This window comes from Xanthomonas arboricola pv. guizotiae (assembly GCF_002940205.1).
GTDB classification, from domain to species: Bacteria; Pseudomonadota; Gammaproteobacteria; order Xanthomonadales; family Xanthomonadaceae; genus Xanthomonas; species Xanthomonas arboricola_C.
The window spans coordinates 21,878-47,373 of the sequence record NZ_MDSK01000024.1 but is presented as its reverse complement, the minus strand read 5'-3'; the positions used below and the strand labels follow the sequence as shown (position 1 = coordinate 47,373).

Sequence of the window (25,496 nt, the reverse complement as noted above, 5' to 3'; positions counted from 1 at the left end):
GTGGTGCATGCGAGCTTGGTGACGAGCGCGCACTGCGCTGCGCTCAGATGTCCTCGTGGATGCCGCATTCGCGCTTCAACCCGAAAAAGCGCGTGTCCTCCTCGCGCATGCCCGGCTCCCAGCGGCGTGTGGTGTGGAAGTCGCCGATGGACACATAGCCCTGTTCCCACAGCGGGTGGTAGGGCAGGTCGTGCGCCTGCAGGTATTGCCACACGTCGCGGTCTGTCCAGTCGGCGATCGGGCTGACCTTGTAGCGCTCGCCGCGCTTTTGCACGATCGGCGTCTGCGCGCGGCCGCCGGACTGGCTGCGGCGCAGGCCGGTGAACCAGGTACCCACGTTGAGCTCGTCCAATGCGCGGCGCATCGGCTCGACCTTGCGCAGGTTGTTGTACTGGTCGATGCCGACCATGCCCTGTTCCCACAGGCGGCCGTGGCGCGCTTCCATCCAGGCACGGCTGACCAGCGGGCGGTACACCTTGAGGTTGAGCTTGAGCCGGTCGGCCAGTGCGTCGGCAAACCGGTAGGTTTCCGGGAACAGGTAGCCGGTATCGATCAGGATCACCGGAATGTCCGGGCGCTGCTGGGTGAGCAGGTGCAGCGTGACCGCCGACTGCGCGCCGAAGCTGGACGACAGCGCCGCCTGCTGCGGGCCGTGTTGCAATGCCCAGGCCACGCGCGCGTCGGCGCGCAGGCCTTCCAGCCGCACGTTGAGCGCGTCCAGGTCGTCCAGTGCGGACGCAGTGATCGATGCGGCAGGCAGCGCGGTCATGCGAGCAATTCCAGGTCGAGGTGACGATGTGTGGGGTAGGGCGGCAGCGCGATCAGGCCGCTGCGATGCAGGAAATCGCCGAAGCCTTCGTCGCCGGCCTGATCGCGTTCGGCGGCATAGCGCGCCAGCAGCGGTTCCAGCGCGGCCAGGATGTCCGCTTCGGTGATGTTTTCGCGGTACAGCGTGTTCAGGCGCTGGCCACGGCGATCACCGCCCAGCATCAGGTTGTAGCGGCCGGGTGCCTTGCCGACCAGCGCGATCTCGGCCAGGTACGGGCGCGAACAGCCATTCGGGCAGCCGGACAGGCGCAGCACGATCGGGGTGTCGGCCAGCCCATGTTGCTCCAGCAGCGGCTGCAGGGCCGCGCTGAAGTCCGGCAGGTAGCGCTCGGCCTCGGCCATCGCCAGCCCGCAGGTCGGCAGTGCCACGCAGGCCATCGCGCCGCGTGCCAGCGCGGTGGGCGCGCGATTGCCGGCATCCAGGCCGTACTGCGCGACCAGGGCATCGACGCGCGCGCGCTCGCTGGCCAGCACGCCGGCGATGACCAGGTTCTGGTTGGGCGTCATGCGGAACTGGCCGACGTTCAATTGCGCAATCGCCCGCAGGCCGCTCAGATGCGCAGCGGTGTCGGTATCGGCGATGCGCCCGGCAGGCAGGGCCAGGGTCAGATGCGACAGCCCGTCGTCGCCCTCGACCCAGCCGTAGCGGTCGCCGTTGTGCTCGAACGCGAACTCCCGGGCGGGTTGCAGCGCAAAGCCGGCACGACGTTCGATCTCGGCCACGATGGTGTCCAGGCCGTGATCGTCGATGGTGTACTTGAAGCGCGCGCGCTTGCGCACCGCACGGTTGCCGAAGTCGCGCTGGGTGGTGACCACGGCGGTGGCCACCTCCAGCAACTGATCGCGGGTGACGAACCCGACGACATTGGCCACGCGCGGCCAGGTTTCCGCATCGCCATGGCTGGCGCCCATGCCGCCGCCGATGCTGACGTTGTAGCCGAGCAACTCGCCGTCGTGCAGGATCGCGATGAAGCCCAGATCGTTGGCGAACACGTCCACATCGTTGAGCGGCGGCGCGGCGAAACCAATCTTGAACTTGCGCGGCAGATAACGCTCGCCGTAGATCGGCTCCTCTTCGTTGCCGGAACCGGACACGCGCTCTTCGTCCAGCCAGATCTCGTAATACGCACGGGTATTGGGCAACAGGTGCTCGGACACCCGCGCGGCATCGGCATACAGCGTGGCATGCGCCTGCGACAGCAGCGGATTGGTCGCGACCTGCACGTTGCGATTGACATCGCCGCAGGCGGCCAGCGTATCGATCAAGGTGGCGTTGATCGCCTGCATGGTCGCCTTGAGCTCGCGCTTGATCACGCCATGGAACTGGAACGCCTGGCGCGTGGTGATGCGCAGCGAATGATTGGCGTACCGCGTGGCGATGCCATCCAGCGCCAGCCACTGCGTAGGCGAGATCACCCCGCCCGGCGTGCGGGTGCGGATCATGAACTGGTACGCCGGTTCGAGCTTCTGCCGACGCCGCTCATCGCGGATGTCGCGATCGTCCTGCTGGTAGCTGCCGTGGTACTTGATCAGGGTCTGATCGTCCTCGCGCAACGCACCGGTCACCGCATCGGCCAGGCTCTGTTCCAGCGACCCGCGCAGACGGCGACTTTCGGATTTGATGTCTTCGACGGAGTGGGTCATGGGAATCGGGAGTCGGGAATGGGGAATCGAAAAAAGCGGCTTGGTCTGCCAGGAAAGGTCAGTTGCGGGCTGTTCCGATCCCCGATTCCCCAATCCCGATTCCCGGCACTAATAGACATCGCGCGCATACCGCCCCTCCACCTGCAGCTGGGTGAGATAGGCCGCGGCGGCTTCTGCATCCAGGGCGCCGTGGGTGGCGACGATGTCGAGCAGGGCGGCGTGCACGTCCTTGCCCATGCCGATGGCGCCGCACACGTACAGATGCGCGCCGCCCTGCAGCCAGGCGTAGACCTCGGCGCCGCGCGCGCGCAGGCGATGCTGCACATAGACCTTTTCGGCCTGGTCGCGCGAGAACGCGACTTCCAGCGCGTGCAGTTCGCCGCGCTGCAAGGCCTGTTGCCATTCGGCCTGATACAGGAAGTCGGTATTGAAATGCTGGGCGCCGAAGAACAGCCAGTTGCGGCCGTTGGCGCCAACTTCGGCGCGTTCCTGCACGAAGCCGCGGAACGGCGCAACGCCGGTGCCCGGGCCGATCATCAGGATGTCGCGGTCGCTATCGGCCGGCAGCCGGAAGCGCGCGTTCGGCTCGATGTAGACCGGTGCGGTATCGCCTTCGCGCAAAGCGGCAAGAAAGCCGCTGGCCGAGCCCAGGTGCGCATGCCCGTGCGCCTGGTAGGTGAGTTCATCCACCACCAGATGCACTTCCTCGCCCACGCGCTTGCGGCTGGAGGCGATCGAGTACAGGCGCGGAGTGAGCGGACGCAGCGCGGCCAGCAGGCCGGCATGGTCCCAATCCGCCGGCCAGCGTCGCAGTACGTCGATCAACTGGTGATCGGCGAGCAATGACGCCAGGCCGGCGGTCTGGGTCGGGGTGAGCAGCGCTTGCAGCTCGTCGGCGCGCGCACGCTCGGCATGGGCGGCCAGCAGCGGCCGCGACAGCTTGGTCAATTCGCGCCGGGTGGCCAGCCACTCGTGCAGGGCCAGAGTCTCTTCGCCGACGGTGACCGCAGCATGACCGTCCAGGCGCAGCGTTTCGAGCACCGCATCCACCAGCGCAGGCGGATTGCGATGGCGGATGCCCAGCGCGTCGCCGGGCTCGTAGCTCAGCCCGCTGCCTTCCAGCGAAAATTCCAGGTGGCGCACGCGCTTGCTCGGCAGTGCGTAGACGCGGAACTGCGGACCCTTGAAGTCGCGCCCGCTGACGATCTGGTTGGCCAGCAATTCCGCAGGGAAGGGCTGCTGATGCGACCACACCGGTGCGGCCGGGCTGCTGCGCAGCGGCGTGACCGTGGCCGAGTGCTGGCCGCTCCTGAGCTGTTCGCGCGCGTGCCTGAGCGCCTGCGTGCGCCAGGGCGCAGCGACGCTGTCGATATCCAGGTCGGCTTCGCCGCGTGGCTGCACGCGGCTGCCGCCAAGTTCGGCCAGGCGATCGTCGATGCGGCGTGCGATGCCGCAGAAATCTGCGTAACTGGAGTCGCCCAGGCCAAGCACCGCGTACTTGAGCTCGGGCAGCTTGGGCGCGCGGCGGCCGGTCAGGAATTCGACCAGGCCGATCGCATCGTCCGGCGGGTCGCCTTCGCCCTGGGTGCTGATGACCACGTAGAGCAACCGCTCGCTGGCCAGTTCGCGGGTGGGGTAGGCGTCGGCACGCAGCAGACGCACGCTCAGGCCGGCGGCCTCGGCCTCGGCCGCCAGCTGCTCGGCCTCCCGGCGCGCATTGCCGGTCTGGCTGCCGTACAGCACGGTCAGGCGCTGGCTTTCCTGCGCCGGCGCGTGCGGCTGGCCGCCCGGCAACACCGCCAGCGAGCGCGGCGGCTGGCCTTGTGCCAGCCCGGCGGTGTAGCCGGACAGCCACCACAGCGACGCGGCATCCAGGCCGTCGACCAACCGGTCCAGCAGCGCCTTGCGCTCGTCGGGCAAGGGGCTGGGCGGTAGCGCGGAACTGGCGGCGGTCATTCGGATCCAGGGCGGTTGCTGAGACCGGAGATGTTAGGGAAGCGTTGCCACGGCCAGAAAGGATGAGCCGTTATCGCGTTATGCCGGCCGCTTATTTGGGTGCGCGCGGCCCGCGCCACACACTGCCGCGCCTTGCCCTACCATCGGCTGGTCTGCCCGCCGACGCCCACGACACCTGATGACTCTGCTGCCCCTGTCACACCTGGATCGGCTCGAGGCCGAAAGCATCCACATCCTGCGCGAGGTCGCCGCCGAATTCCGGGCCCCGGTGATGCTGTATTCGGTAGGCAAGGACAGCTCGGTGCTGCTGCATCTGCTGCTCAAGGCGTTCGCGCCGTCGCCGCCACCGATCCCGCTGCTGCATGTGGACACGCGCTGGAAGTTCGGCGAGATGATCGCCTTCCGCGACCGCCGCGCGGCCGAGACCGGCGTGGACCTGCGCGTGCACATCAACCCCGATGGCATCGCCCAGGACGTCGGCCCGATCAGCCACGGCGCGGCGGTGCATACCGACATCATGAAGACCCAGGGCCTGAAGCAGGCGCTGGAGCAGGGCGGCTTCGACGCGGCGATCGGCGGGGCGCGCCGCGACGAGGAGAAATCGCGCGCCAAGGAGCGCGTGTTCTCGTTCCGCAACGCGCGTCATCGCTGGGACCCCAAGAATCAGCGCCCCGAGTTGTGGAATCTGTACAACGCGCGCACCAGACCTGGCGAAAGCGTGCGCGTGTTTCCGCTGTCCAACTGGACCGAGCTGGATATCTGGCTGTACATCTACCGCGAGCGGATACCGGTGGTGCCGCTGTACTTTGCCGCGCCGCGCCCGGTGGTGCAGCGCGACGGCGCCTGGATCATGGTCGACGACGACCGCCTGCCGCTGCACGACGGCGAGACGCCGCAACTGCGCTCGGTGCGCTTCCGCACGCTGGGCTGCTATCCGCTGACCGGCGCGATCGAATCGACTGCAGACACGCTGGAAGCGGTGATCGCCGAAATGCTGGTCAGCACCAGCTCCGAACGCCAGGGCCGCATGATCGATCATGCGCCAGGTGCGTCGATGGAGCAGAAGAAGCTTGAGGGGTATTTCTGATGGGCCGGGAATCGGGAATCGGGAATGGAGAATCGGAACAGCAGTTCGCTGCGTCTGAATCGTTCGAGGATGCCGCTTTTGCCATTCCCGATTCCCGATTCCCGATTCCCGGCGCGATCAGCGCCTACCTGCATCAACACGAAGCCAAGCCGCTGCTGCGCTTCATCACCTGCGGCAGCGTGGACGATGGCAAGAGCACCTTGATCGGGCGCTTGCTGTACGACAGCAAGCGCCTGTTCGACGATCAGCTTGCCGCGCTGGAAAGCGATAGCCGGCGGCACGGCACGCAGGGCGAGGGTATCGACTATGCATTGTTGATGGACGGGCTGGCCGCCGAGCGCGAGCAGGGGATCACCATCGATGTGGCGTACCGCTATTTCGATACCGACCAGCGCAAGTACATCGTCGCCGACTGCCCAGGGCATGAGCAGTACACGCGCAACATGGCCACCGGCGCATCCACTGCCGATGTCGCGGTGGTGCTGGTGGACGCGCGCAAGGGCTTGCTGGCGCAGACGCGCCGGCACAGTTACATCGTGTCGCTGCTGGGCATCGGCCACGTGGTGCTGGCGGTCAACAAGATGGACCTGGTGGACTACGACGCACAGGTGTTCGCCGACATCGCCGAGGGCTACCGCGCGTTGGCCGCGCAGCTGGGCATCGCCGATGTGCAGTGCATTCCGCTGTCGGCACTGGCTGGCGAGAATCTGTCCAGCCCCTCGACGCGGATGCCATGGTACCGCGGCCCGCATCTGCTGCAGCATCTCGACACCGTGCACGTGGAGGCGCCGGAAGCCGGCAGCGGCCTGCGTCTGCCGGTGCAATGGGTCAATCGCGTCAGCTCGCAGTTCCGCGGCTATGCAGGCACGATTGCCGCCGGGCAGGTGCGGGTGGGCGATGCCGTGGTGGTGGTGCCGTCCGGGCGCCGCACGCAGGTGGCATCGGTGCTGGATGCCAACGGCGAGGTGAGCAGCGCACGCGCCGGCCAGGCGGTCACGCTGACCTTGCGCGAGGAGATCGATATCAGCCGCGGCGACATCATCGCCGCCGTCGACGATCCGCCGGAAGTGGCCGACCAGTTCGCTGCGCATCTGCTGTGGATGGACGATGCCGCCTTGCTGCCGGGGCGCCCGTACTGGCTCAAGATCGGCACGCGTACGGTCACCGCGAGCATCAGCGAGATCAAGCACAAGGTCGATGTGAACACGCAGGAGCGGCTGGCCGCCAAGCGGCTGGAGCTCAATGAGGTGGGCTACTGCAATCTGGCGCTGGACGAGCCGATCGCGTTCTCGCCGTATGCGCGCAACCGCGTGCTGGGCGGCTTCATCCTGATCGACCGGCAGAGCAATGCCACGGTGGCCGCCGGCACGCTGGAGTTCGCGCTACGTCGCGCCGGCAACGTGCATTGGCAGCATCTGGACGTGGATCGCGCCGCGCGCGCGCGCATCAAGGGCCAGACCCCGCGCGTGCTGTGGTTCACCGGCCTGTCGGGCGCGGGCAAATCCACCGTCGCCAACCTGGTCGACAAGCGCCTGCACGCGCTGGGCTATCACACCTTCATCCTGGACGGCGACAACGTGCGCCACGGGCTCAACCGCGACCTGGGCTTCACCGACGAAGACCGCGTGGAAAACATCCGCCGCGTGGCCGAGGTGGCGCGGCTGATGGCCGATGCCGGCCTGATCGTGCTGGTGAGCTTCATCTCGCCGTTCCGCGCCGAGCGGCAGCTGGCGCGCGAGCGCTTCGAGGCCGGGGAATTCGTCGAGGTGTTCGTGGACGTGCCGCTGGCGGTCGCCGAGGCGCGCGATGTGAAGGGGCTGTACCGCAAGGCGCGGGCCGGGCAGATTCCCAACTTCACCGGCATCGATTCGCCGTACGAGGCGCCGGAGGCGCCGGAGGTCCATCTTCACGCCGATGGTGAGAACGTAGAGGCGCTGGCGCGTCATGTGCTCGAGTTTCTCGGGCTGGAACGCTGAGCGGGGCTGACAGGACATAGCGGCAGGCGTCAGGCGGTGTGGGCAACGCGAAGCCGCCATGCATGAATGCGTGCATGCAGCGGCCGAGCGGTGGCCGCGTCCGTCCGGCAGCCACGCCGCCGTGTCGGTGGCTGCGCTGGCCAGCGCATCGTGCCGACGACAGCAAGGGTCTTTGGTCATGGTGCAAAGCACGCCCTTTCTGTCAACTCCATGGCGGCTAGGTCGTTAAACTTTCGACGTACCCCGCCAGGATGTTCTGATGCTTGTTCGACCCAGCGCGCGTTTCGGCGCAGCGCTCTTGTTGGCCGTCGCGCTGGCCGGTTGTAGCCGTGAGGCCGCCGCGCCGGCCGCCGCCAACCCCATCCCGGTCTCTGTGCAGGCGGTGACCACCCAGCCCTGGAACTCGACCGTGCAGTCGATCGCCACCGTGCGTGCGCGCGAATCGGTGGCGCTGACCGCCGCGGTGAGCGATGTGGTGGAGCAGGTGTATTTCGACAGCGGCGACGAGGTCAAGGCCGGGCAGCTGCTGCTGCGGCTGCGCGGCAATTCGCAGCAGGCGGCACTGACCGCCGCGCAGGCCACCTTCGAGGAAACCGATCAGCTGTACCGGCGCCAGTTGAGTCTGGTTGGTCAGCAGCTGGTGGCCAAATCCACCGTCGATACGCAACGCGCGCTGCGCGATGCGGCGCAGGCGCGCGTGCAGCAGATGCGTGCGGAGATCACCGACCGCGAGGTGCGCGCGCCGTTCTCCGGCGTGCTCGGCATCCGCCAGATCAGCCCGGGCTCGTTGATCACCTCCAGCACGGTGATCGCCACGCTGGACGACGTGTCGCGCATGTACGTGGACTTCCAGGTGCCGGAGTCGCAGTTCGGCCTGGTGCAGCTCGGCAATACCGTCAATGGCACCGCGGCGGCGTATCCGGGCGAGCAGTTCGAAGGCGTGGTGGCAGCGATCGATTCGCGCATCGACGAGACCACCCGCGCGGTGACGGTGCGGGCGGACTTCCCCAACGGCGATCGCCGGCTGCGCCCGGGCATGTTGCTGGATGTGCGCCTGTTCCAGCCGGCGCGGCAGGCGGTGGTGATCCCGGAGATTGCGGTGGTGCAGGTGGGGCGCGAGTCCTACCTGTTCCGGGTCAAGCCCGACAGCAGCGTGGAGCGCGCCGACGTGCGCCTGGGCGAGCGCCGCGACGGCAAGGTGGAAATTCTCGACGGGGTCAAGGCCGGTGAGCGCATCGTGGTCGACGGCACCGGCAAGCTGCGTCCGGGCCTGAAGGTGGTCGATCAGGCCGCAGCTGCGCCGGCAGCGGCGCGCCCGCAGGCAGCACGATGAAACTCTCCGACCTGTCCATTACCCGCCCGGTGATGGCGGTGGTGATGAGCCTGCTGCTGATCGTGCTGGGGGTGATGTCGTTCACCCGGCTGACCTTGCGCGAGTTGCCGGCGATCGACCCGCCGATCGTGTCGGTGGATGTGGAATACACCGGCGCTTCGGCCGCAGTGGTGGAAAGCCGCATCACCCAGGTGCTGGAAGACGCGCTGGCCGGCATCGAAGGCATCGAGACCATCGAGGCGCGCAGCCGCAACGGCTCTTCCGATATCAGTATCGAATTCGTGCAGTCGCGCGATGTGGAAGCCGCCGCCAACGACGTGCGCGATGCGGTCAGCCGCGTCTCCGACCGCATGCCCGACCAGGCGCGCCCGCCGGAGATTTCCAAGGTCGAGGCCGACGCCGACCCCATCCTGTGGCTCAACATGAGCTCCAGCACGATGGACACGCTGCAGTTGTCCGACTACGCCGAGCGCTATGTGGTGGACCGCTTCTCCAGCCTGGACGGCGTGGCGCAGGTGCGTATCGGCGGGCGCCAGCGCTATGCGATGCGGATCTGGCTGGACCGCGATCAACTGGCCGCGCGCGCGCTCACCGTGGCCGATGTGGAAGCGGCGCTGCAGAACGAGAACGTGGAGCTGCCGGCCGGCAGCATCGAATCGGCGCAGCGCGATTTCACCTTGCGCGTGGAGCGCAGTTATCTCAAGCCCGAGGACTTCGCCAAGCTGCCGCTCAGCAAGGGCGAGGGCGGCTATGTAGTGCGCCTGGGCGACGTGGCCAGGGTCGAGCTGACCTCGGCCGAGCGCCGCGCCTACTTCCAGAGCAACGGCGTGCCCAATGTGGGCCTGGGCATCGTGCGCAACTCCACCGCCAACGCGCTGGACGTGGCACGCGAGGCGCGCGCGCAGGCCGAGGAAGTGCAGAAATCGCTGCCGCAGGGCACCAATATCTTCGTCGCCTTCGACACCACGACCTTCATCGATGCGGCGGTGAAGCGCGTGTATCACACGCTGATCGAAGCGGTGGTGCTGGTGCTGGTGGTGATCTGGGTGTTTCTGGGCAGCGCCCGCGCGGCCCTGATTCCTGCAGTGACGGTGCCGGTATGCCTGATCGCCGCATTCATCGCGCTGTACGCGTTCGATTTCTCGATCAACCTGCTGACCTTGCTCGCGCTGGTGCTGTGTATCGGCCTGGTGGTGGACGATGCCATCGTGGTGGTGGAGAACATCCAGCGCCGCATCGACCTGGGCGAGCCGCCCTTGGTGGCGGCCAAGCGCGGCACCGGCCAGGTCGCCTTCGCGGTGATCGCCACCACCGCGGTGCTGGTGGCGGTGTTCCTGCCGGTGGGCTTCCTGGAAGGCAATACCGGGCGATTGTTCCGCGAGCTGGCGGTGGCATTGGCCGCGGCGGTGGCGATCTCGGCCTTCGTGGCGCTGACGCTGACGCCGATGATGTCGTCCAAGCTGTTGCGCCCGCACGGGCAGGCCAGGCCCAACCGCTTCCATCGCTGGTTCGATGGCCGCATGCAGGCGGTGTCCGCTGCATACGGGCGCTCGCTGGAGCGGCATGTGCATCGCAGCTGGATCTTCGCGCTGCTGATGCTGTTGGCACTGGGCGCCAGCGCATGGTTGATGGGGCGGATTCCCTCAGAGCTGGCCCCGGCCGAAGACCGTGGCAACTTCCAGATCATGATCGACGGGCCTGAAGGCGCCGGCTTCGATTACACCGTGGGGCAGATGCATCAGGTCGAGGCGATCCTCGGCCCCTACGTGGGCCCGGACAAGCCCATCGTGCGCGCCAACCCGCGCGTGCCCGGCGGCTTCGGCAGCAGCGAGGAAATGCACACCGGCCGGGTCAGCGTGTTCCTGCAGGACTGGGAAAAACGCACGCGCCCGACTACCGAGGTGGCCGACGAACTGCAGCAGAAGCTCAACGTGCTCAGCGGCGTGCGCGCACGCACGCAGGTGAGCGGCGGCCTGGTGCGCAGCCGCGGCCAGCCGTTCCAGCTGGTATTGGGCGGGCCGGATTATGCGGAGATCGCGCAGTGGCGCGATCGCATCCTGCAGCGCATGGAAGCCAATCCCGGCCTGGTCGGCCCGGACTCGGACTACAAGGAAACCCGCCCGCAGATGCGCGTCAACATCGACCGGCTGCGTGCGGCCGATCTGGGCGTGCCGGTGACCGCGATCGGTGGCGCGCTGGAGGCGATGATGGGCTCGCGCCGGGTGACCACGTTCGTGGACAACGGCGAGGAATACGACGTGATGCTGCAGGCCGGTCGCGAAGGCCGCATGGCGCCGGAAGACCTCACCGCCATCCGCGTGCGTTCCAACCGTGGCGAGCTGATTCCGCTTTCCAACCTGGTGAGCTTGAGCGAAGTGGCCGAGGCCGGAACCTTGAACCGCTTCAATCGCCTGCGCGCCATCACGATCACGGCGGGCCTGGCGCCGGGCTACCCGCTCGGCGAGGCGATCGCCTGGGCGCAGCAGACCGCACGCGAGGAATTGCCCGAGTATGCGCAGGTGGACTGGAAGGGCGAATCGCGCGAATACCAGCAGTCCGGCAGCGCGGTGCTGCTGACCTTCGGCATGGCCTTGCTGGTGGTGTACCTGGTGCTGGCCGCGCAGTTCGAGAGCTTCGCCCACCCGCTGGTGATCATGCTCACGGTGCCGTTGGCGGTGCTGGGCGCGCTGGTCGGGTTGTGGGTCACCGGCGGCACGCTCAACCTGTTCAGTCAGATCGGCATCGTGATGCTGGTGGGGCTGGCGGCCAAGAACGGCATCCTGATCGTGGAGTTCGCCAATCAGTTGCGCGACGAAGGCCGCAGCGTGCATCAGGCGATCGTGGAATCGGCGTCGGTGCGCCTGCGTCCGATCCTGATGACCTCGATCGCCACCGTGGTCGGCGCGATTCCGCTGGTGGTGGCCGGCGGGCCCGGCTCGGCCAGCCGCGCCACGATCGGCGTGGTGGTGATCTTTGGCGTGTCGCTGTCCACCTTGCTGTCGCTGTACGTGGTGCCGGCGTTCTACAGCCTGATTGCGCCGTTCACCAAGTCGCCCGAGGCGGTGGCGCGCGAGCTGGAAACCCTGGAGGCGCAGACGCCCTCGGTAGGCGGTCACGCCTGAGTGAGACCGGCAGCGGTGCGCTGCTGCCGGTGGTCGACGACGCGGGGACGCTGCGGCACCGGCGTTGATCGCTGCGTTCGCATGCGGCTGCAGCGCGAACAAAACCCAAACATCGGGGCGCAGGCTGTGTCCATCGAACGTGTCAGCGCCAGGCCAGCGTCATCGATGCGATGACGCAGCGCAGCCTGCTGCCTTGCCGGGGGTGTATTGGCGACGGCCTGCATCTGTCGTAGCGCGCGCCGGCGGGCCGCTGCGTCGATGCGGGCGGGCGTTTGCGCCCACCGCATCGGCCGCGCAATGACTAAGGTCACATGACAGTCATGGCCTGCTGTGGTCGCCTCCCGCAGTTGCCCTGCCCGGAATCGCCAATGCGTCGTCTTGCCTGCCTGCTTGCTCCCTCGCTCCTCGCACTGTGCTGCGGCACCGCGCTGGCGCAGTCCTCCGGCGAGCCGGTGCCCAATGGCCGCCTGCCGACCTGGGCAGTGCCCGAGCGCTACAGCCTGTCGTTCAAGATCGATCCGGACCAGAGCGAGTTCAGCGGCCGCACCCGCATCCGCGTGCAGCTCAAGCAGGCTTCCGATCACCTCTGGCTGCACGGCAAGGAACTGAAGGTCAGCAAGGTCACGGTCAAGCCGGTCAAGGGCAAGGCGCTGACCGCAGGCTACATGCAAGCCGATGCGCAGGCCGGTGTGGTGCGCCTGGATTTCGGCCGCACGCTGCAGCCGCAGACGCTCACCGTGGACATCGTCTACAGCGCGCCGCTCAATCAGCAGCTGCAGGGCCTGTATCAGGTGAAGTACCAGGGCCAGGCCTACGCGATGACGCAGATGGAGCCGATCAGCGCGCGCTACGCGTTCCCCGGTTTCGACGAACCCGCATTCAAGACCCCGTTCGACCTCAGCCTGACCGTGCCCACCGACGACCAGGCGCTGGCCAACACCATCGCCACCTTGAGCAAGCCGGCCGGCAAGGGCTGGAAGACGGTGACCTTCGCCCCGACCGTGCCGCTGCCGACCTATCTGGTCGCCTATGCCGCCGGCCCGTGGGACGTGGTGGATGTCGCGCCGATGCCGGCCACCCCGCAGCGTCCCAATCCGACCCCGTTGCGCGGTATCGCCGCCAGGGGCCAGGGCCCGCGCATCACCCCGGCGCTGGACCAGACCCCGGCGATCATCGCCGCGCTGGAGGACTACTACGCCTTCGGCTACCCGTTCGACAAGCTCGATCTGGTCGCCGCGCCGGACTTCAGCGCCGGCGCGATGGAAAACCCCGGGTTCGTCACCTTCCGCGACTGGCTGCTGTTGCTGGACAAGGACTCGCCGGCCGAGAACGTGCAGCGCTCCTTCAACACCAATGCGCATGAGCTGGCCCACCAGTGGACCGGCGACGCCGTCACCATGGAGTGGTGGGACGACCTGTGGTTGAACGAAGCGTTCGCCACCTGGATGCAGCAGAAGATCACCATGCAGCTGCACCCGGAATACCGCGCCAATCTGGACCGCATCGGCGGCGCGCAGCATGCGATGGACAACGACAGCCTGGTCAGCGCGCGCAAGATCCGCCAGCCGATCACCGGCAACGGCGATATCGAAACCGCCTTCGACGGCATCACTTACCAGAAGGGTGCGGCGGTGCTGGCGATGTTCGAGGCTTTCGTCGGCGAAGACGTGTTCCGCCAAGGCATGCGCGCCTACATCGCCAAGCACACCTTCGGCAGCGCCACCGCCGACGATCTGGTCGATGCGATCGCCGACGCGGCCGGCAAGGGCGAGGAGTTCAAGGCCGCCTTCCGCAGCTTCCTCAATCAGCCGGGGGTGCCGTATCTGCAGACCCAGCTCGCCCGCGAAGGCGGCAACACCGTGGTCAAGCTGCAGCAGCAGCGCTATCTGCCGCTGGGGTCCACCGGCTCCACCGCGCAGCAATGGGGCGTGCCGGTGTGCGTCAAGTACGGCAAGGGCAAGAACCAGGTCGGCACTGCCTGCCAGATGCTCGCAGACGGCAGCGGCAGCATCGTGCTGGACGGCGCCGGCAAGAACACCTGGGTGTTCCCGAACGCGCGTGGCGCCGGCTACTACCGTTTCAGCCTGCCCAAGCAGCAGCTGGCTGCACTGGGCAAGCAGGTCGGCCAGCTCGACAACAACGAACAACTGGCCTATGCCGATGCGATCGATGCGGCCTACCGCCACGGCGATACCGACGGCGACGCCGTGCTGGCAGCGCTCAAGCAGCTGGCGCCGTCCGAATCGGCCGATGTGTCCACCGCGCTGCTGAACCGCTTCGTATGGATCTGGCGCTACCAGGCCATCAGCGAGGCCCAGCGCGACGTATTGCGCAAGGCCGCCGAGCAGGCGTATCTGCCGCGTCTGCGTCAGCTGGGTTACACGCGGCGTAGCGGCGAGTCGATCGACGACACCAGCCTGCGCTCGGCGCTGGCCGGGCTGTTCGCGCTGCGCCTGCAGAATGCGGAGGTGCGCAAGGCACCGCTGGCGCAGGGCGATGCGGTCCTGGCCGGCGGCAACGGCGCGCTGGACTTCTCCAAGGCCAATCCGGATCTGCTCGGCACCGCACTGGCGGTGACCGCGCAGGAGCGCGGCGCACCGGCGGTGCAGCGCCTGATCGATGCACTGCGCACGCATGCCGACCCGGCGCAGCGCAATGCCATGATCGCCGCCCTGGGTACGCTGCAGGACCCCGCCCTGCTCAAGCAGGTGCGTGATTTCGCGCTGACCGATGCGATCAAGGTGGGCGAGATGAAGAGCCTGCTGGTGCGCGGCCACAGTTACGAGAGCTCGCACGCGTCGATGTGGCCGTGGTTCACCGCCAACTTCGACCGCATCGTGCAGCGCAGCGGCTCGTTCGACGGTGGTGGCTTGCCGGCGCTGGGTGCGTCCGGCGGTTGCAGCGTGGAAGAAGCCGACCGCCTGGACGCGTTCTTCAAGCCGCGTCTGGCCACGCTCAGTGGCTCCGACCGTGGCATGGCGCAGACCGGCGAGACCATCCGCCTGTGCGCCGCGCTCAAGCAGGCGCAAACCGCCAAGCGCTGAGCCGCGGCTTGCGGCCCGGGTGTGCGGTAGCGGCGGTGCCGATATCGCGCACATCACATCGCGAACGGCTACACGCAACCGCAGGTTCCGCCAGCCGGACGCGGCGGAACCACCCGGCATCGGCCAGGGTGCGGCTGCGCAGCGACCTGGTCGAAGAAGGCAGCAGCCGCTGCGCGATCATGCGGCCGGATGCGCTGCACGATTTGCGCGTGTTCGCGCGGGTGGAGTTGCCGGCCGATCTGGACTGACCTCGGCCATCTGCGCTGGCGAATGCGTCGGTCAGGCGCGTGTGCGCGTTGCGGGTTGGCGCAGATCCGTCACCGGCATCGGCGCCGATCGCCCGTCCCTTATCGCTTCAACGGCAGACCGAGCCCCAGCTGCAGGGCCTCGAAAGCCGCGCCTCGGCCGCTTCGTATACGGCGCGTTGCGCCAGTGGCTTACCATCGTCGCCAATGCGTCTGCACCGCCGGCTGCGCCGGCCTGCAGGATGACGAACACCGCTGGTGGCGGAGGGGGCGATACCGTCCCCGCGGAGCCGGCAAGCAACACGAACCCTGGATACGACGATGACACAGCATGATGGACGGGGCGGACGACCGCCGCGCGATGGCAGCAGCTCCGGCGCCTCGCATAATCCCTGGGGCCGCGCCGCGTCGCGCACACCGGCAGCGCGCCCGCCGGCACGGCAGGCGCCAACGGCTGACATGCCTGCTGCTGCGCAGTCCGCGGCTTCGTCGTCCGGCGGCAATGCGCGCGAACTGCGGCTGTACGGCATCAACGCAGTGCAGGCCGTGTTCAAGGCGCGCCCGGAGGCCGTGCGCAAGCTGTACCTGAGCGAGGCGCGCATCCCGCAGTTCAAGGCCTTGCTGGCCTGGTGCGTGGCCCAGCGCATCGGTTACCGCGTGGTCGAGGAGGCCGATCTCAGCAAGCTCGCCGCCAGCACGCACCACGAGGGCGTGGTGGCCGATGTGCTGCGCGTCGCCCCGCAGCCGTTGCAGGACTGGCTGGCGGCGTTGCCGCAGGGGCCGGTGCTGGCGCTGTGGCTGGATGGCGTGGGCAACCCGCACAACTTCGGCGCGATTTTGCGCTCGTCCGCGCACTTCGGGGTGGCCGGCCTGCTGCTGCCTGCCGGCTCCCTGCTGGGTCTGTCCGGCGCAGCCGCGCGCGTGGCCGAAGGTGGCGCCGAAGCGGTGCCGCTGGTGCAACTGCCCGACACCGCAACGGCGATGGCGCAGCTGCGTCAGGCCGGTTTCGCAGTGGCGGCCACCCTGGTGGAGGGCGGCCAGGACGTGTTCGCCGCCGCGCTGCCGCAACGGCTGGTGTATGTGATGGGCGCGGAGAGCGAGGGCATGGACCGCCAGTTCGCGCGCGATTGCGACCTGCAGTTGTCGATCCGCGGCAGCGGCAAGGTCGAAAGCCTCAACGTGGCCTCGGCCACCGCCGTGTTCCAGGCCGCCTGGCGTGCCCGTGCGTTGGGTGGAGAGTCGTGATGCGCCTGTGTGCCGGTCTGCTTGCCGCCGCTTGCGCGTTGAGCGTCAGCGCGCATGCCGCAGCGGCCTCCACGCCTGCCGCACCGCCGCAGGTGCGCACCGATCACGGCTTGGTGCGCGGGCAGTGGCAGGACGACGGCAGTGCGGTGTTCCGCGCGATTCCGTTCGCCGCGCCGCCGCTGGGCGCGCTGCGCTGGCAGCCGCCGCAACCGGCCGCTGCCTGGTCGGAGGTGCGCGATGCCACCCAGGCCGCCACCCCGTGCGTGCAACCGGCGCTGGGCTGGAACAACGCCATGGCCAGGCGCGGTACGGAAGATTGTCTTTACGTCGAAGTGCAGACGCCAACGCTGCAGCCGGCCAAGCCGCTGCCGGTGTTCGTCTGGATCCACGGGGGCGCTAACGTGGCCGGCGGCGCCGATGGTCATCTGCCGACCAACCTGGTCGCACAGGACATGCTGGTGGTGACGCTGCAGTACCGGCTCGGCGCGCTCGGTTTCCTGTCGCTGCCGGAACTGCGCGATGGCGACCATCAAGCCGCCGGCAACTATGCCTTGCTCGACCAGATCGCCGCGCTGCAATGGGTGCGCGACAACATCGCGCAGTTCGGTGGCGACCCTGCGCGGGTCACCATCGCCGGGCAGTCGGCCGGTGGCCAGGATGTGGGCTTGCTGATGCTCAGCCCGCTGGCACGCGGCCTGTTTTCGGCGGCGATCGAGCAGAGCGGCACCGCCGGGTTCGGATTGCCGGCGCGTTCGCTGGAGGACAATCGCGCGCTGGGCGTGGAGATCGCCAAGCGCGCAGGCATCGACGATCCTGCCACGCGGCTGGCGCAGCTGCGTGCGCTGCCGGTGGAGCAGCTGATCAAGGCCGGGCAGGGGGTCGACGTGCCGGCCTTGGATGACGATGGTTACATCTGGCTGCAGGCGGTCGTCGATGGACGCGTGCTGCCGCGTGCGCCGGCCGCGTTGTTGGCCGACGGGGCACAGGCCAGGGTGCCGCTATTGATCGGCTATGTGGTGCAGGAGTTGGAGTACGGCGGCAAACAGGGCGCGCAGGCGCGGTTGCGTCGCGACTATCCGGCGCAGGCCGATGCCGTGCTGCAGGTGCAGCGCAGGCATGCGGCGCAGCGTGCCGCACGGCAGGGCGATGCGGCGATGCAGCTGTCCACCGACCTGACCTTCCGTTGCCCGGCGGTGACCGTTGCCCGGCATCAAGCCGCGCTTGGCGTGCCGGTGTGGCATTACGTGTTCGACACCGCCGCACCAGGCGGCCAGGTCACCCATAGCGCCGAGCTGCCGTTCCTGTTCAAGGGTCTGCCGATCGGCCAGCCGCCGGTGAGTCTGCAGCGCTACTGGGCCGCCTTCGTGCAGCGTGGCAATCCCAACACCAAGGGCTTGCCGGCCTGGCCGGCATTTGCGCCCAGGCATGCGGCATTGCAGTTCGACGCCAGTGGCGTGCGCCCGCTCAAGGATGCACGCCCGGCCGTGTGCGCAGGCGTGGACTTGCCGTAATCGATCGCGCGCACCGACACGGTACGCGCGACTGACTCAATGCAACTTGGCTCAACTCAACGTGCGCAGCCCGGCCCGCCGAAGTAGATGCCGCCGTTCTGCATTTCCGGCGACAGGCTGGTGCGGGTGACGCCTGCGCCAAGTGCATACGGATAGGTGTAACCGGCCATCGCCAGCGTATAGCAGGACGGCTGCTCCACATTCAGGCTCGACAGGCGCTGCGCTGGATGGGTGGCCGTCGCCGCATCGCGATAGAAGTGGTTGGCCTGGAACGCGGCCTGGCGATAGCCTGCGTTGGCAAATCGACCACTGCCCATCGGTGCGCTGGGACGACCATTCCAGGTGGAAATTTCGCCGCCCGCAGAGATGAAGATGTTCGCGCTGCCTTCGGCAATATCGCCCGCGTAAAGCTCGGCCTTGTAGTAGCCGATCCATTCGCCATTCAAGCCGAACCACCAGTAGCCATCGGCATTGCGCTGGAATTCCACATGCAGCATTGCCTGCTTGCCACCTGCGGTACTGAAGCCACCGGCCGGTGCTGCACCGAGCACGTTGGCAGTGCTGGTCTGCACGAAGTCGGCGCAATCCAGGTTGTGGCAACCGGTGGTGACGTAGCCATCCTGGGTCGAGTAAATAAACAGGACCGGCCGCGTGCCCCAACCGGCCCCGGGCTGTGTCTGCCAACCGGCTTCCAGCGTCTGGATCACGCCTTGGCGGGTGTAACCGGACAGCCAGATCTGGCTGATCGATTGCACATCGTTGGCGGTGAGTGTCGGCACCCAGGTGTTGAGATCGGCGCCGGCACCGGTCACCGGCGAGCCGGCGGTATCCAGGTAGATGATGGAGTAGTAATGCACCTCCGATGCCGCATCCTGCGCCGCCGGCGCGGCATCCGCCTGCCTGGGTGCAATCACGCTGGGGGTGGTGCCACGCAGAAAGCTGCGCAGATCCGCATGCTCGCTCATCTCGGCCAGGCCGATGCGTTCCAGCGGCACGCTGCCGGTATCGCAACGTTGCAGCGCATCGACTGGCGTGACGGTGCCGATGTTGCCCGCGGTGGTGGGCGGCATCGCGGGGGTGCTGCCGTCGCGCAGTGCCGGCTGCTGCTCGCGCGGAATGCAGTCGAACACCTTGCCGTCCTGCCGCACGCTGCGCAGTACCGTCAGGCCGTTGTAACGGTTGAACACATAGCGCTGCATTTCAGCAAAGGCGGTGGGGTTGCTGACCTTTGCCGTGGCGCTACGGCTGGCGTAACTGAGTTGCGCCTGCGCATCCAGAAACTCCTTGAACTCGCGTGTGACCTGCGGAAATGCACGCGATGCCGACAGCGATGTGCGCAGCGTATCGCGCTGCACGGCTGCGATGCTTGCGGTGGCAGGTGTTCGCAGCAGCGGTGGCATCAGTGTGTCGATGCTGCGGTCGCTGCTTGCCGAGACCGATGGCGGTAGCAGCGCGGCGGCGGCAGCGGCGGGAGCCAGTGCACAGACGCAGAGCGCAGCAACGGCGCGGCCGATCGACATCGGCCGATGAGTACGGAAAATCATGTGGTGTCCCCCTCGCGCCGGAACGGAACTGCCTGCACGCGGCGCAGCATGCAGGACAGCGCCTTCAGTTCGCAGTGGCGCCCCGGGGTCGGTTCGGCGGCGCATGCCTGCGTTGAAGGCGTGCGCATCCTAACCGCCAAAAAAAAGAAATGGATCTGCACAGGCGCATTACGTGATATCAGGCACACGGCAAGCGCAATGCGCTAAGCGGATGCCGTGCCAATGGTCATGCACACCCTTGCGTACGGCAGGTTGCCGATGCGCAAAGGTGTGCACGATCACTTCACTATAGGCATTGCTGTTCTTACTTTTTTTGCAGCCGCACGGCGGCGCCGCCATTTGCAGCCAATGGCAGCTGCAGGCTGTCGCTGGAGGTGAGCTTGCGTGTGTCGATACGCACGTCCGTCGGCGCCTCGCCATCGGCATAGACGGTGGCGGTCCAGCGGCCCTTGCCCAGGAATGCCAGCGGCAAGGTCAGCGTGCGTGCCTGCTCGTTGGTCATCGCGCCCACGTACCAGTCCTTGCCGCTACGCCGCGCCAGCGCGATGTGCTCGCCGATCGCGCCATCGAGTGCGCGCGTCTCGTCCCAGCTCGCCGGCACATCGCGCAGGAACTGCGCTGCCGGCACGTTTTCGTATTGTTCCGGACTGTCGGCGACCACCGCGAACGGGCTTTCGTAGACCACATACATCGCCAGTTGCTGCGCACGCGTGGTCATCACCTGCGGCGCGATGTGCTGCATCCTGAACTCGGCCGGGCGCACATTGCGGAAGCCGCCCGGTGTGTAGTCCATCGGCCCGAGCAACATGCGCGTAAACGGCAGCGTGAGGTTGTGGGTGGCGGTGATGCGGGTGGTCCACTTGTTGTACTCGGCGCCGAGCACGCCTTCCTGCGTGAGGTAGTTGGGATAGGTGCGGGTCAGGCCGGTCGGGTGATAGGCGCCATGCAGATCCACCAGCAGTTTGTGCTCGGCGGCCTTGGCCAGCAGGCGATGATAGAAATCCACCATCTGCTGGTCGTCGCGGTCCATGAAGTCGACCTTGATGCCCTTGATGCCGAGCTGCTGATACCAGGCGAGTGCTTCGTCCATGTGCGCATCCAGCGCGCGCCAATGCGCCCACAGCCACAGCCCGACATCGCGCTGCCGTGCGTAGGCCACCAAACCCGGCAGGTCGAGCTGCTCCACCGGCCGGCGGATATCGGCATCGACGTTGTACTGGCCATCGCCGGTGCTGCCGAAATACCAGCCGTCGTCGATCAGCATGTACTGCAGTTTCAATTGCTGCGCGTGATCGATATAGCGCTGAATCGTGGCGGTATTCATGCCCGGCTGCGCCACACCACTGGCCAGTGAGCCGGACCACCAATCCCAAGCCGATTTGCCCGCGCGCACCCAGCTCGCATCGAAGGCCGGCGGCGGATTGAGTGCGGAAATCAGATTGGATTCGATCAGGCTGGCCGGGCTGTCACCCAGCATGATCACCCGCCATGGCGTGGCGAAATCGCGGCCTTTGGCATCAAGGCTGACGGCCAGCTTGGGGTCGTCCAGGCGTGGCGATAACTTCGCCGACACGCCCAGGCCACCATCGGCGCGGCCGGTGAGATACAGGCCGGCATAGTCGCGCAGGTTGGCCTCGGCAATCGCCAGCGTGGTGCCGTTGGCATCGGTCCGGCACACCAGCGGCAACTCGAGCAGATTGTGCGGGCGCAACCTGGATGCGGCGATCGCATCGTATTCGCCCTCGTGGCTGGTGCCGAAGCGGCCCAGGTTCAAGCTCCAGCATGCGTAATCGCCGGGGAATGCAAAGCCGGTGAGCTCGTTGCGAATCCGCACCTCGCCGGCGTCGGGCAGCACATAACGCAGCGCCACGCCGTCGTCGTAGGCACGCAGTTCCACCGTCAGACGTCGCTGCTTGGGGTCCGACAACCGCACGCGCAGTGCGCGATAGTGATCGCGTGCGTGGCGCGTCTTGCCCACGGTCAGGGAGAACCGGCCGTCATGCGTCTCGGTCGTGCTGCCCTGCAGCGTCATCGCCTTGCCGAGCGTGTCGGCACGGCCCAGATCCAGTCCGAGCGGGGCGTCGTCGAGCACGACTTTGTTGCGATACAGCACACGATAGGTCGGCACGCCATCCTCGCGCAGCATGAATTCCACCTGCGTGCGTGCATCGGGCGACTGCACCTGCAAGCGCTGCGCAGCTGCAGGCAGTGCGATCGAACACAGCAGCGCGCACGCCGCCGGTAATGCGGACTGGATCAGGTTTCGCATGAGTCCCTCCTCCTGGGAGCGCCAACCCTAACGCAGAACGGTTGTCGTCGATATCCACCTGGGGTAACGTTACCTCGCACCATGGCCGCTGAAACAGGGGCGGCAGCCACGGGCGGCATCACGACAGATGCAATGACTAAGGCGACGACGCGTCGCTTTGGCGGTTGCGTCGAGGTGGTGTGCACCGTTGCGTGGCAGTAGAGCTTGGGAGAGGCCTCTAATGCTGATGGTTCGCAAGGCGTTTCGCCGTGGAGCGCTGTGGTTGTTGTGTGCTTGCATCGCCTGGACTGCAGTGGAGGCTGCACCCGCCGATGCCGATCCGCCCGGTCCCTACGACGTGCGCGTGCTCGCGGGCGGTCTCGGGCTGAGCAAGAAGCTCGCCGCCGGAACCCCGCTGCTGGCCGCCGATGCGGATTGGAGCGTGTCCGGTTGGGTGCGGCCGTCCAAGGGGACCACCGGCCCGGCGTTGATTGCCGGCCTCGGCGATCCGCTGGCGGCTGGCCGTTTCTTCGTCATCGACAACGGCCTGCTGGGCTTTGCCCAAGGCGCCGGACACGTGCTGCGCAGCAAGCAGCCGCTGCGCCCAGGTGTCTGGACGCAGGTTGCCGCGATTGCGCAGGGCACGCGTCTGAGGCTGTATGCCAATGGCCGCCAGGTCGCCAGCGGCAGCGTGCAACAAACCGCAGTCGCGCCGATGCTGGTGTTCGGGCCGCGCCAGCAACCGTCGGCGTATGCGCAGCACTTCGGCGGCGAGATCGCAGGCTTCAGCGCGCAGGCCGGTGCACTGGAGGCGGCAGCCGTCGCACGGCTTGCCACACAGGCGCCGGATCCTGCGCTGCAGCGCTTCGAAGATGCATCGCCTGGCTGGCGCGTGCAGGTCAAGCAGATGGCAGGGCAACTTGCACCGCAAGCGGCGGCGACCCTGCCGCGCAGTGCCGCACCCTTCCCGGCGCCGGTCGCCAGGCCGGCGCCGGAGGCGCCCGCGTTGCAGCCGCTGGATGCCGCGTCATGGCGGATCGGTGCCTGGCAACTCGCTGCTGCACCAGCGCTCGGGCAGGCCAGCGGTGCGACGCTGTCGCGCAGCGACGACGCAACCGGCAAGACCCACTGGCGCGCCGCGACGGTGCCGGGCACGGTGCTCACCACGCTGGTCGATCGCGGCGTGTATCCGGATCCGGATATCGGCCTCAACAACATGGCGATTCCCGAATCGCTGAGCCGGCAGGACTGGTGGTACCGCAGCAGTTTCGATCTGCCTGCCGCACTGCAAGGCAAGCGATTGGAACTGCTGTTCAACGGCATCAACTACGCCGGCGAGATCTGGGTCAATGGCACCCAGGTCGGCCGTACCCGCGGCGCATTCGCCCGCGGTCGCTTCGATTTCAGCAAGCAGCTCAGGCCGGGCAGGAACGTCATCGCGGTACGGGTGTCGCCGCCGCCGCATCCCGGCATCGCGCACGAACAGTCGATGACGGCCGGTGTCGGCGAAAATGGCGGCATGCAGGCGCTGGACGGGCCGACCTTCATCGCCAGCGAAGGCTGGGACTGGATTCCGGCGGTGCGCGATCGCAATGCCGGTCTGTGGCAGGACGTGCAACTGCATGCGACAGGTCCGCTGGCGATCGGCGACACGCAGGTGGTCACCGCACGGCTGGCACCCGATCACCGCCGTGCCGAACTCGAGATCAACCTGCCGCTGCGCAACGACACTGCCGCAGCGGTGCAGGGCACGGTGCAACTGGCGTTCGGCGATGTGCGCATCCAGCGCGAGGTCACGGTGCCGGCCGGTGGCAGCACGCTCAAGCTCACCGCCGCCGATACGCCGCAGCTGGTGGTCGCCAATCCGCGCCTGTGGTGGCCCAACGGCTATGGCGAACCGGCGCTGTATACCTTGCAGGTGGGCGTGGACGTTGCCGGTGCGCGTTCGGACACGCAGCGGCTGCGCTTCGGCATTCGCGAGGTCACCTACGAGTTGTCCCTGTTCGATGAGGATGGCGCGCTGCGGCGCGTGCTGGTGGATTTCAACAAGGCGCGTGTGCGTGGGGAGCGCATTGTGGATGCGCGCCACAGCGCCATCCGGCCCGTGCCCGGTGGCGATGCGCAGTCGTTCTATCCCGGTGCCGCCGTGTCGCCGGCGGTCACGCCGCTGGAGGATGATGCGCTGGCGCCGTATCTGGCCCTGCGCATCAACGGCGTGCGCATCGCGGTCAAGGGCGGCAACTGGGGCATGGACGACTGGCGCAAGCGGGTCTCGCGCGAGCGGCTGGAGCCATATTTCCGCCTGCAGCGCGATGCGCATTTCAATGTGGTGCGCAACTGGGTGGGGCAGAACACCGAGGCCACTTTCTTCGAGCTGGCCGACGAGTATGGCATGCTGGTGTTCAACGATTTCTGGCAGTCCACCCAGAACTACAACATGGAGCCGGCCGACGCGGCGCTGTTCCTGGACAATGCCGCCGAGGTGATCAAGCGCTTCCGCAATCATCCCTCCATCGTGCTGTGGTTCGGGCGCAACGAAGGCGTGCCGGCACCCATCCTCAACGAGGGCCTGGACACGCTGGTTGCAGAACTCGATGGCACGCGCTGGTACACCGGCAGTTCCAACCAGGTCAATCTGCAGGGCAGCGGCCCGTACAACTACCGCGAGCCGGTGGGCTACTTCAACGCATTGGCGCAGGGTTTCTCGGTAGAGGTGGGCACGCCCTCGTTCTCCACCCTGGAGTCGTTCAAGGCGTCGGTTCCGGCGGTGCAGGACCAGTGGCCGATCGGCGATGCCTGGGCGTATCACGACTGGCACCAGTCCGGTAACGGCGACACTGCCAGCTTCATGCGCTCGCTGACCGACAAGCTCGGCGCGCCGACCAGCCTGGCCGACTTCGAACGCAAGGCGCAGCTGCTCAACTACGAGACGCATCGCGCCATCTTCGAAGGCTTCAACGCGCAGCTGTGGAGCAAGAACAGCGGGCGGCTGCTATGGATGAGCCATCCGGCCTGGCCCAGCAACGTGTGGCAGATCTACAGCCACGACTACGACACCCACGCGGCCTACTACGGCGTGCGCAATGCGGCAGAGATGCTGCATGTGCAGATGAACCTGCCCGGCCACGAGGTGGTGGTGGTCAACAACGCGGCCGAGCCGGTGAGCGGCCTGCGCGTGCGCGCAGAAGTCTATGCCGCCGACGGGACGCTGCTGCAGCAGCGCGAGCAAGCGCTGCAGGCCGCGGCGGTTGCGGTGTCGGCACCGGTGCTGCAGCTGGCACCGTTACTCAAGGACACCAATGGCCTGGGCTTTGTGCGGCTGCAATTGCTCGATCGCGATGCGGTCGTGCGTTCGCGCAATTTCTACTGGGTGGCGCGCGATGCGGCGGCCATGCGGGGGCTGGATGCGCTGGCGGCAGTGCCGGTGCAGCTCAGCACGCAGCTGCAGGAGGGCGCCGAACCGGTGCTGCGCGCCAGCGTACGCAATGCCTCGCAACAGGTTGCGCTCAACGCCAAGCTGACCCTGGTGGACGCGCAAGGCCAGCGCATCCTGCCGGCGTACTACAGCGATAACTATCTCAGCCTGGTGCCGGGCGAGCAGCGCGAGATCCAGATCCGCGGCCCGTCCGCGGCGAGCCTGCGCAATGCCACGCTGCAGGTGCGCGGCTGGAATGTCGAACCATCAACAGGCGTTGCCAACGGGCCTCCGTAGC

The 25,496-nt window shown here is 67.5% G+C and carries 13 protein-coding genes and 1 pseudogene; 9 read left to right on the top strand and 5 right to left on the bottom strand.

Annotated features, from left to right (window positions below; all coding sequences use genetic code 11):
- Window positions 1–43: 43 nt before the first annotated feature.
- The 3 genes from XarbCFBP7408_RS14795 to XarbCFBP7408_RS14785 form a co-directional block, all read right to left on the bottom strand.
- Window positions 44–769: a phosphoadenylyl-sulfate reductase gene (locus tag XarbCFBP7408_RS14795; RefSeq protein ID WP_104563606.1), complete on the bottom strand. Its 726-nt coding sequence runs from the start codon at window positions 767–769 to the stop codon at window positions 44–46.
- Window positions 766–2,472, bottom strand: a complete 1,707-nt coding sequence (gene cysI, locus XarbCFBP7408_RS14790; protein WP_104563605.1) for an assimilatory sulfite reductase (NADPH) hemoprotein subunit — start codon at window positions 2,470–2,472, stop codon at window positions 766–768. The genes XarbCFBP7408_RS14795 and cysI overlap by 4 nt, the downstream gene beginning before the upstream one ends.
- 108 nt (window positions 2,473–2,580) lie before the next feature.
- Window positions 2,581–4,428: an assimilatory sulfite reductase (NADPH) flavoprotein subunit gene (locus tag XarbCFBP7408_RS14785; protein WP_104563604.1), complete on the bottom strand. Its 1,848-nt coding sequence runs from the start codon at window positions 4,426–4,428 to the stop codon at window positions 2,581–2,583.
- 178 nt (window positions 4,429–4,606) lie between these two features.
- Here XarbCFBP7408_RS14785 and cysD point away from each other — a divergent pair, with 178 nt between their 5' ends.
- The 8 genes and pseudogenes from cysD to XarbCFBP7408_RS14745 all read left to right on the top strand — a co-directional run bounded on the left by cysD (window position 4,607) and on the right by XarbCFBP7408_RS14745 (window position 17,991).
- Window positions 4,607–5,515 carry a sulfate adenylyltransferase subunit CysD gene (gene cysD, locus XarbCFBP7408_RS14780; RefSeq protein WP_104563603.1) on the top strand — a complete coding sequence of 303 codons (909 nt, stop codon included), beginning with the start codon at window positions 4,607–4,609 and terminating at the stop codon, window positions 5,513–5,515.
- Window positions 5,515–7,491, top strand: coding sequence for a sulfate adenylyltransferase subunit CysN (cysN, locus tag XarbCFBP7408_RS14775; RefSeq protein ID WP_104563602.1), 1,977 nt, complete (start codon window positions 5,515–5,517; stop codon window positions 7,489–7,491). The genes cysD and cysN overlap by 1 nt, the downstream gene beginning before the upstream one ends.
- A 259-nt stretch (window positions 7,492–7,750) precedes the next feature.
- Window positions 7,751–8,824: an efflux RND transporter periplasmic adaptor subunit gene (locus XarbCFBP7408_RS14770; protein ID WP_104563601.1), complete on the top strand. Its 1,074-nt coding sequence runs from the start codon at window positions 7,751–7,753 to the stop codon at window positions 8,822–8,824.
- A complete protein-coding gene (locus XarbCFBP7408_RS14765) occupies window positions 8,821–11,946 on the top strand; it encodes an efflux RND transporter permease subunit (protein ID WP_104563600.1) in 3,126 nt (1,041 codons plus the stop codon). The genes XarbCFBP7408_RS14770 and XarbCFBP7408_RS14765 overlap by 4 nt, the downstream gene beginning before the upstream one ends.
- Window positions 11,947–12,314: 368 nt before the next feature.
- Window positions 12,315–14,990 (top strand): M1 family metallopeptidase, encoded by a 2,676-nt coding sequence (locus XarbCFBP7408_RS14760; RefSeq protein ID WP_104563599.1) that lies wholly within the window; start codon window positions 12,315–12,317, stop codon window positions 14,988–14,990.
- 110 nt (window positions 14,991–15,100) lie between these two features.
- Window positions 15,101–15,238, top strand: a pseudogene (locus XarbCFBP7408_RS14755) (GNAT family N-acetyltransferase); the annotation flags it as partial.
- Between the two features lie 318 nt (window positions 15,239–15,556).
- Window positions 15,557–16,480 carry a TrmH family RNA methyltransferase gene (locus tag XarbCFBP7408_RS14750; protein ID WP_104563598.1) on the top strand — a complete coding sequence of 308 codons (924 nt, stop codon included), beginning with the start codon at window positions 15,557–15,559 and terminating at the stop codon, window positions 16,478–16,480.
- Window positions 16,477–17,991, top strand: a complete 1,515-nt coding sequence (locus XarbCFBP7408_RS14745) for a carboxylesterase/lipase family protein (RefSeq protein ID WP_181106662.1) — start codon at window positions 16,477–16,479, stop codon at window positions 17,989–17,991. Before XarbCFBP7408_RS14750 ends, XarbCFBP7408_RS14745 begins: the two co-directional genes overlap by 4 nt.
- 56 nt (window positions 17,992–18,047) lie before the next feature.
- On the opposite strand, the gene XarbCFBP7408_RS14740 is transcribed toward XarbCFBP7408_RS14745, so the two are convergent.
- Entirely contained in the window at window positions 18,048–19,535 is a 1,488-nt protein-coding gene (locus XarbCFBP7408_RS14740) for a neprosin family prolyl endopeptidase (protein WP_258072145.1), read from the bottom strand.
- Between the two features lie 304 nt (window positions 19,536–19,839).
- Entirely contained in the window at window positions 19,840–21,804 is a 1,965-nt protein-coding gene (locus XarbCFBP7408_RS14735) for a glycoside hydrolase family 97 protein (RefSeq protein ID WP_104563596.1), read from the bottom strand.
- Between the two features lie 220 nt (window positions 21,805–22,024).
- Here XarbCFBP7408_RS14735 and XarbCFBP7408_RS14730 point away from each other — a divergent pair, with 220 nt between their 5' ends.
- Window positions 22,025–25,495, top strand: a complete 3,471-nt coding sequence (locus XarbCFBP7408_RS14730) for a glycosyl hydrolase 2 galactose-binding domain-containing protein (protein ID WP_104563595.1) — start codon at window positions 22,025–22,027, stop codon at window positions 25,493–25,495.
- Window position 25,496: the final 1 nt, after the last annotated feature.

Bases quoted from the DNA above. Each gene is read 5' to 3' on its own strand.
- XarbCFBP7408_RS14785 (WP_104563604.1), bottom strand. From the start codon at position 4,428: ATGACCGCCGCCAGTTCCGCGCTACCGCCCAGCCCCTTGCCCGACGAG.
- XarbCFBP7408_RS14750 (WP_104563598.1), top strand. From the start codon at position 15,557: ATGACACAGCATGATGGACGGGGCGGACGACCGCCGCGCGATGGCAGC.
- XarbCFBP7408_RS14795 (WP_104563606.1), bottom strand. From the start codon at position 769: ATGACCGCGCTGCCTGCCGCATCGATCACTGCGTCCGCACTGGACGAC.
- XarbCFBP7408_RS14770 (WP_104563601.1), top strand. From the start codon at position 7,751: ATGCTTGTTCGACCCAGCGCGCGTTTCGGCGCAGCGCTCTTGTTGGCC.
- XarbCFBP7408_RS14765 (WP_104563600.1), top strand. From the start codon at position 8,821: ATGAAACTCTCCGACCTGTCCATTACCCGCCCGGTGATGGCGGTGGTG.
- XarbCFBP7408_RS14730 (WP_104563595.1), top strand. From the start codon at position 22,025: ATGCTGATGGTTCGCAAGGCGTTTCGCCGTGGAGCGCTGTGGTTGTTG.
- cysD (WP_104563603.1), top strand. From the start codon at position 4,607: ATGACTCTGCTGCCCCTGTCACACCTGGATCGGCTCGAGGCCGAAAGC.
- XarbCFBP7408_RS14740 (WP_258072145.1), bottom strand. From the start codon at position 19,535: ATGATTTTCCGTACTCATCGGCCGATGTCGATCGGCCGCGCCGTTGCT.
- XarbCFBP7408_RS14735 (WP_104563596.1), bottom strand. From the start codon at position 21,804: ATGCGAAACCTGATCCAGTCCGCATTACCGGCGGCGTGCGCGCTGCTG.
- cysI (WP_104563605.1), bottom strand. From the start codon at position 2,472: ATGACCCACTCCGTCGAAGACATCAAATCCGAAAGTCGCCGTCTGCGC.
- cysN (WP_104563602.1), top strand. From the start codon at position 5,515: ATGGGCCGGGAATCGGGAATCGGGAATGGAGAATCGGAACAGCAGTTC.
- XarbCFBP7408_RS14760 (WP_104563599.1), top strand. From the start codon at position 12,315: ATGCGTCGTCTTGCCTGCCTGCTTGCTCCCTCGCTCCTCGCACTGTGC.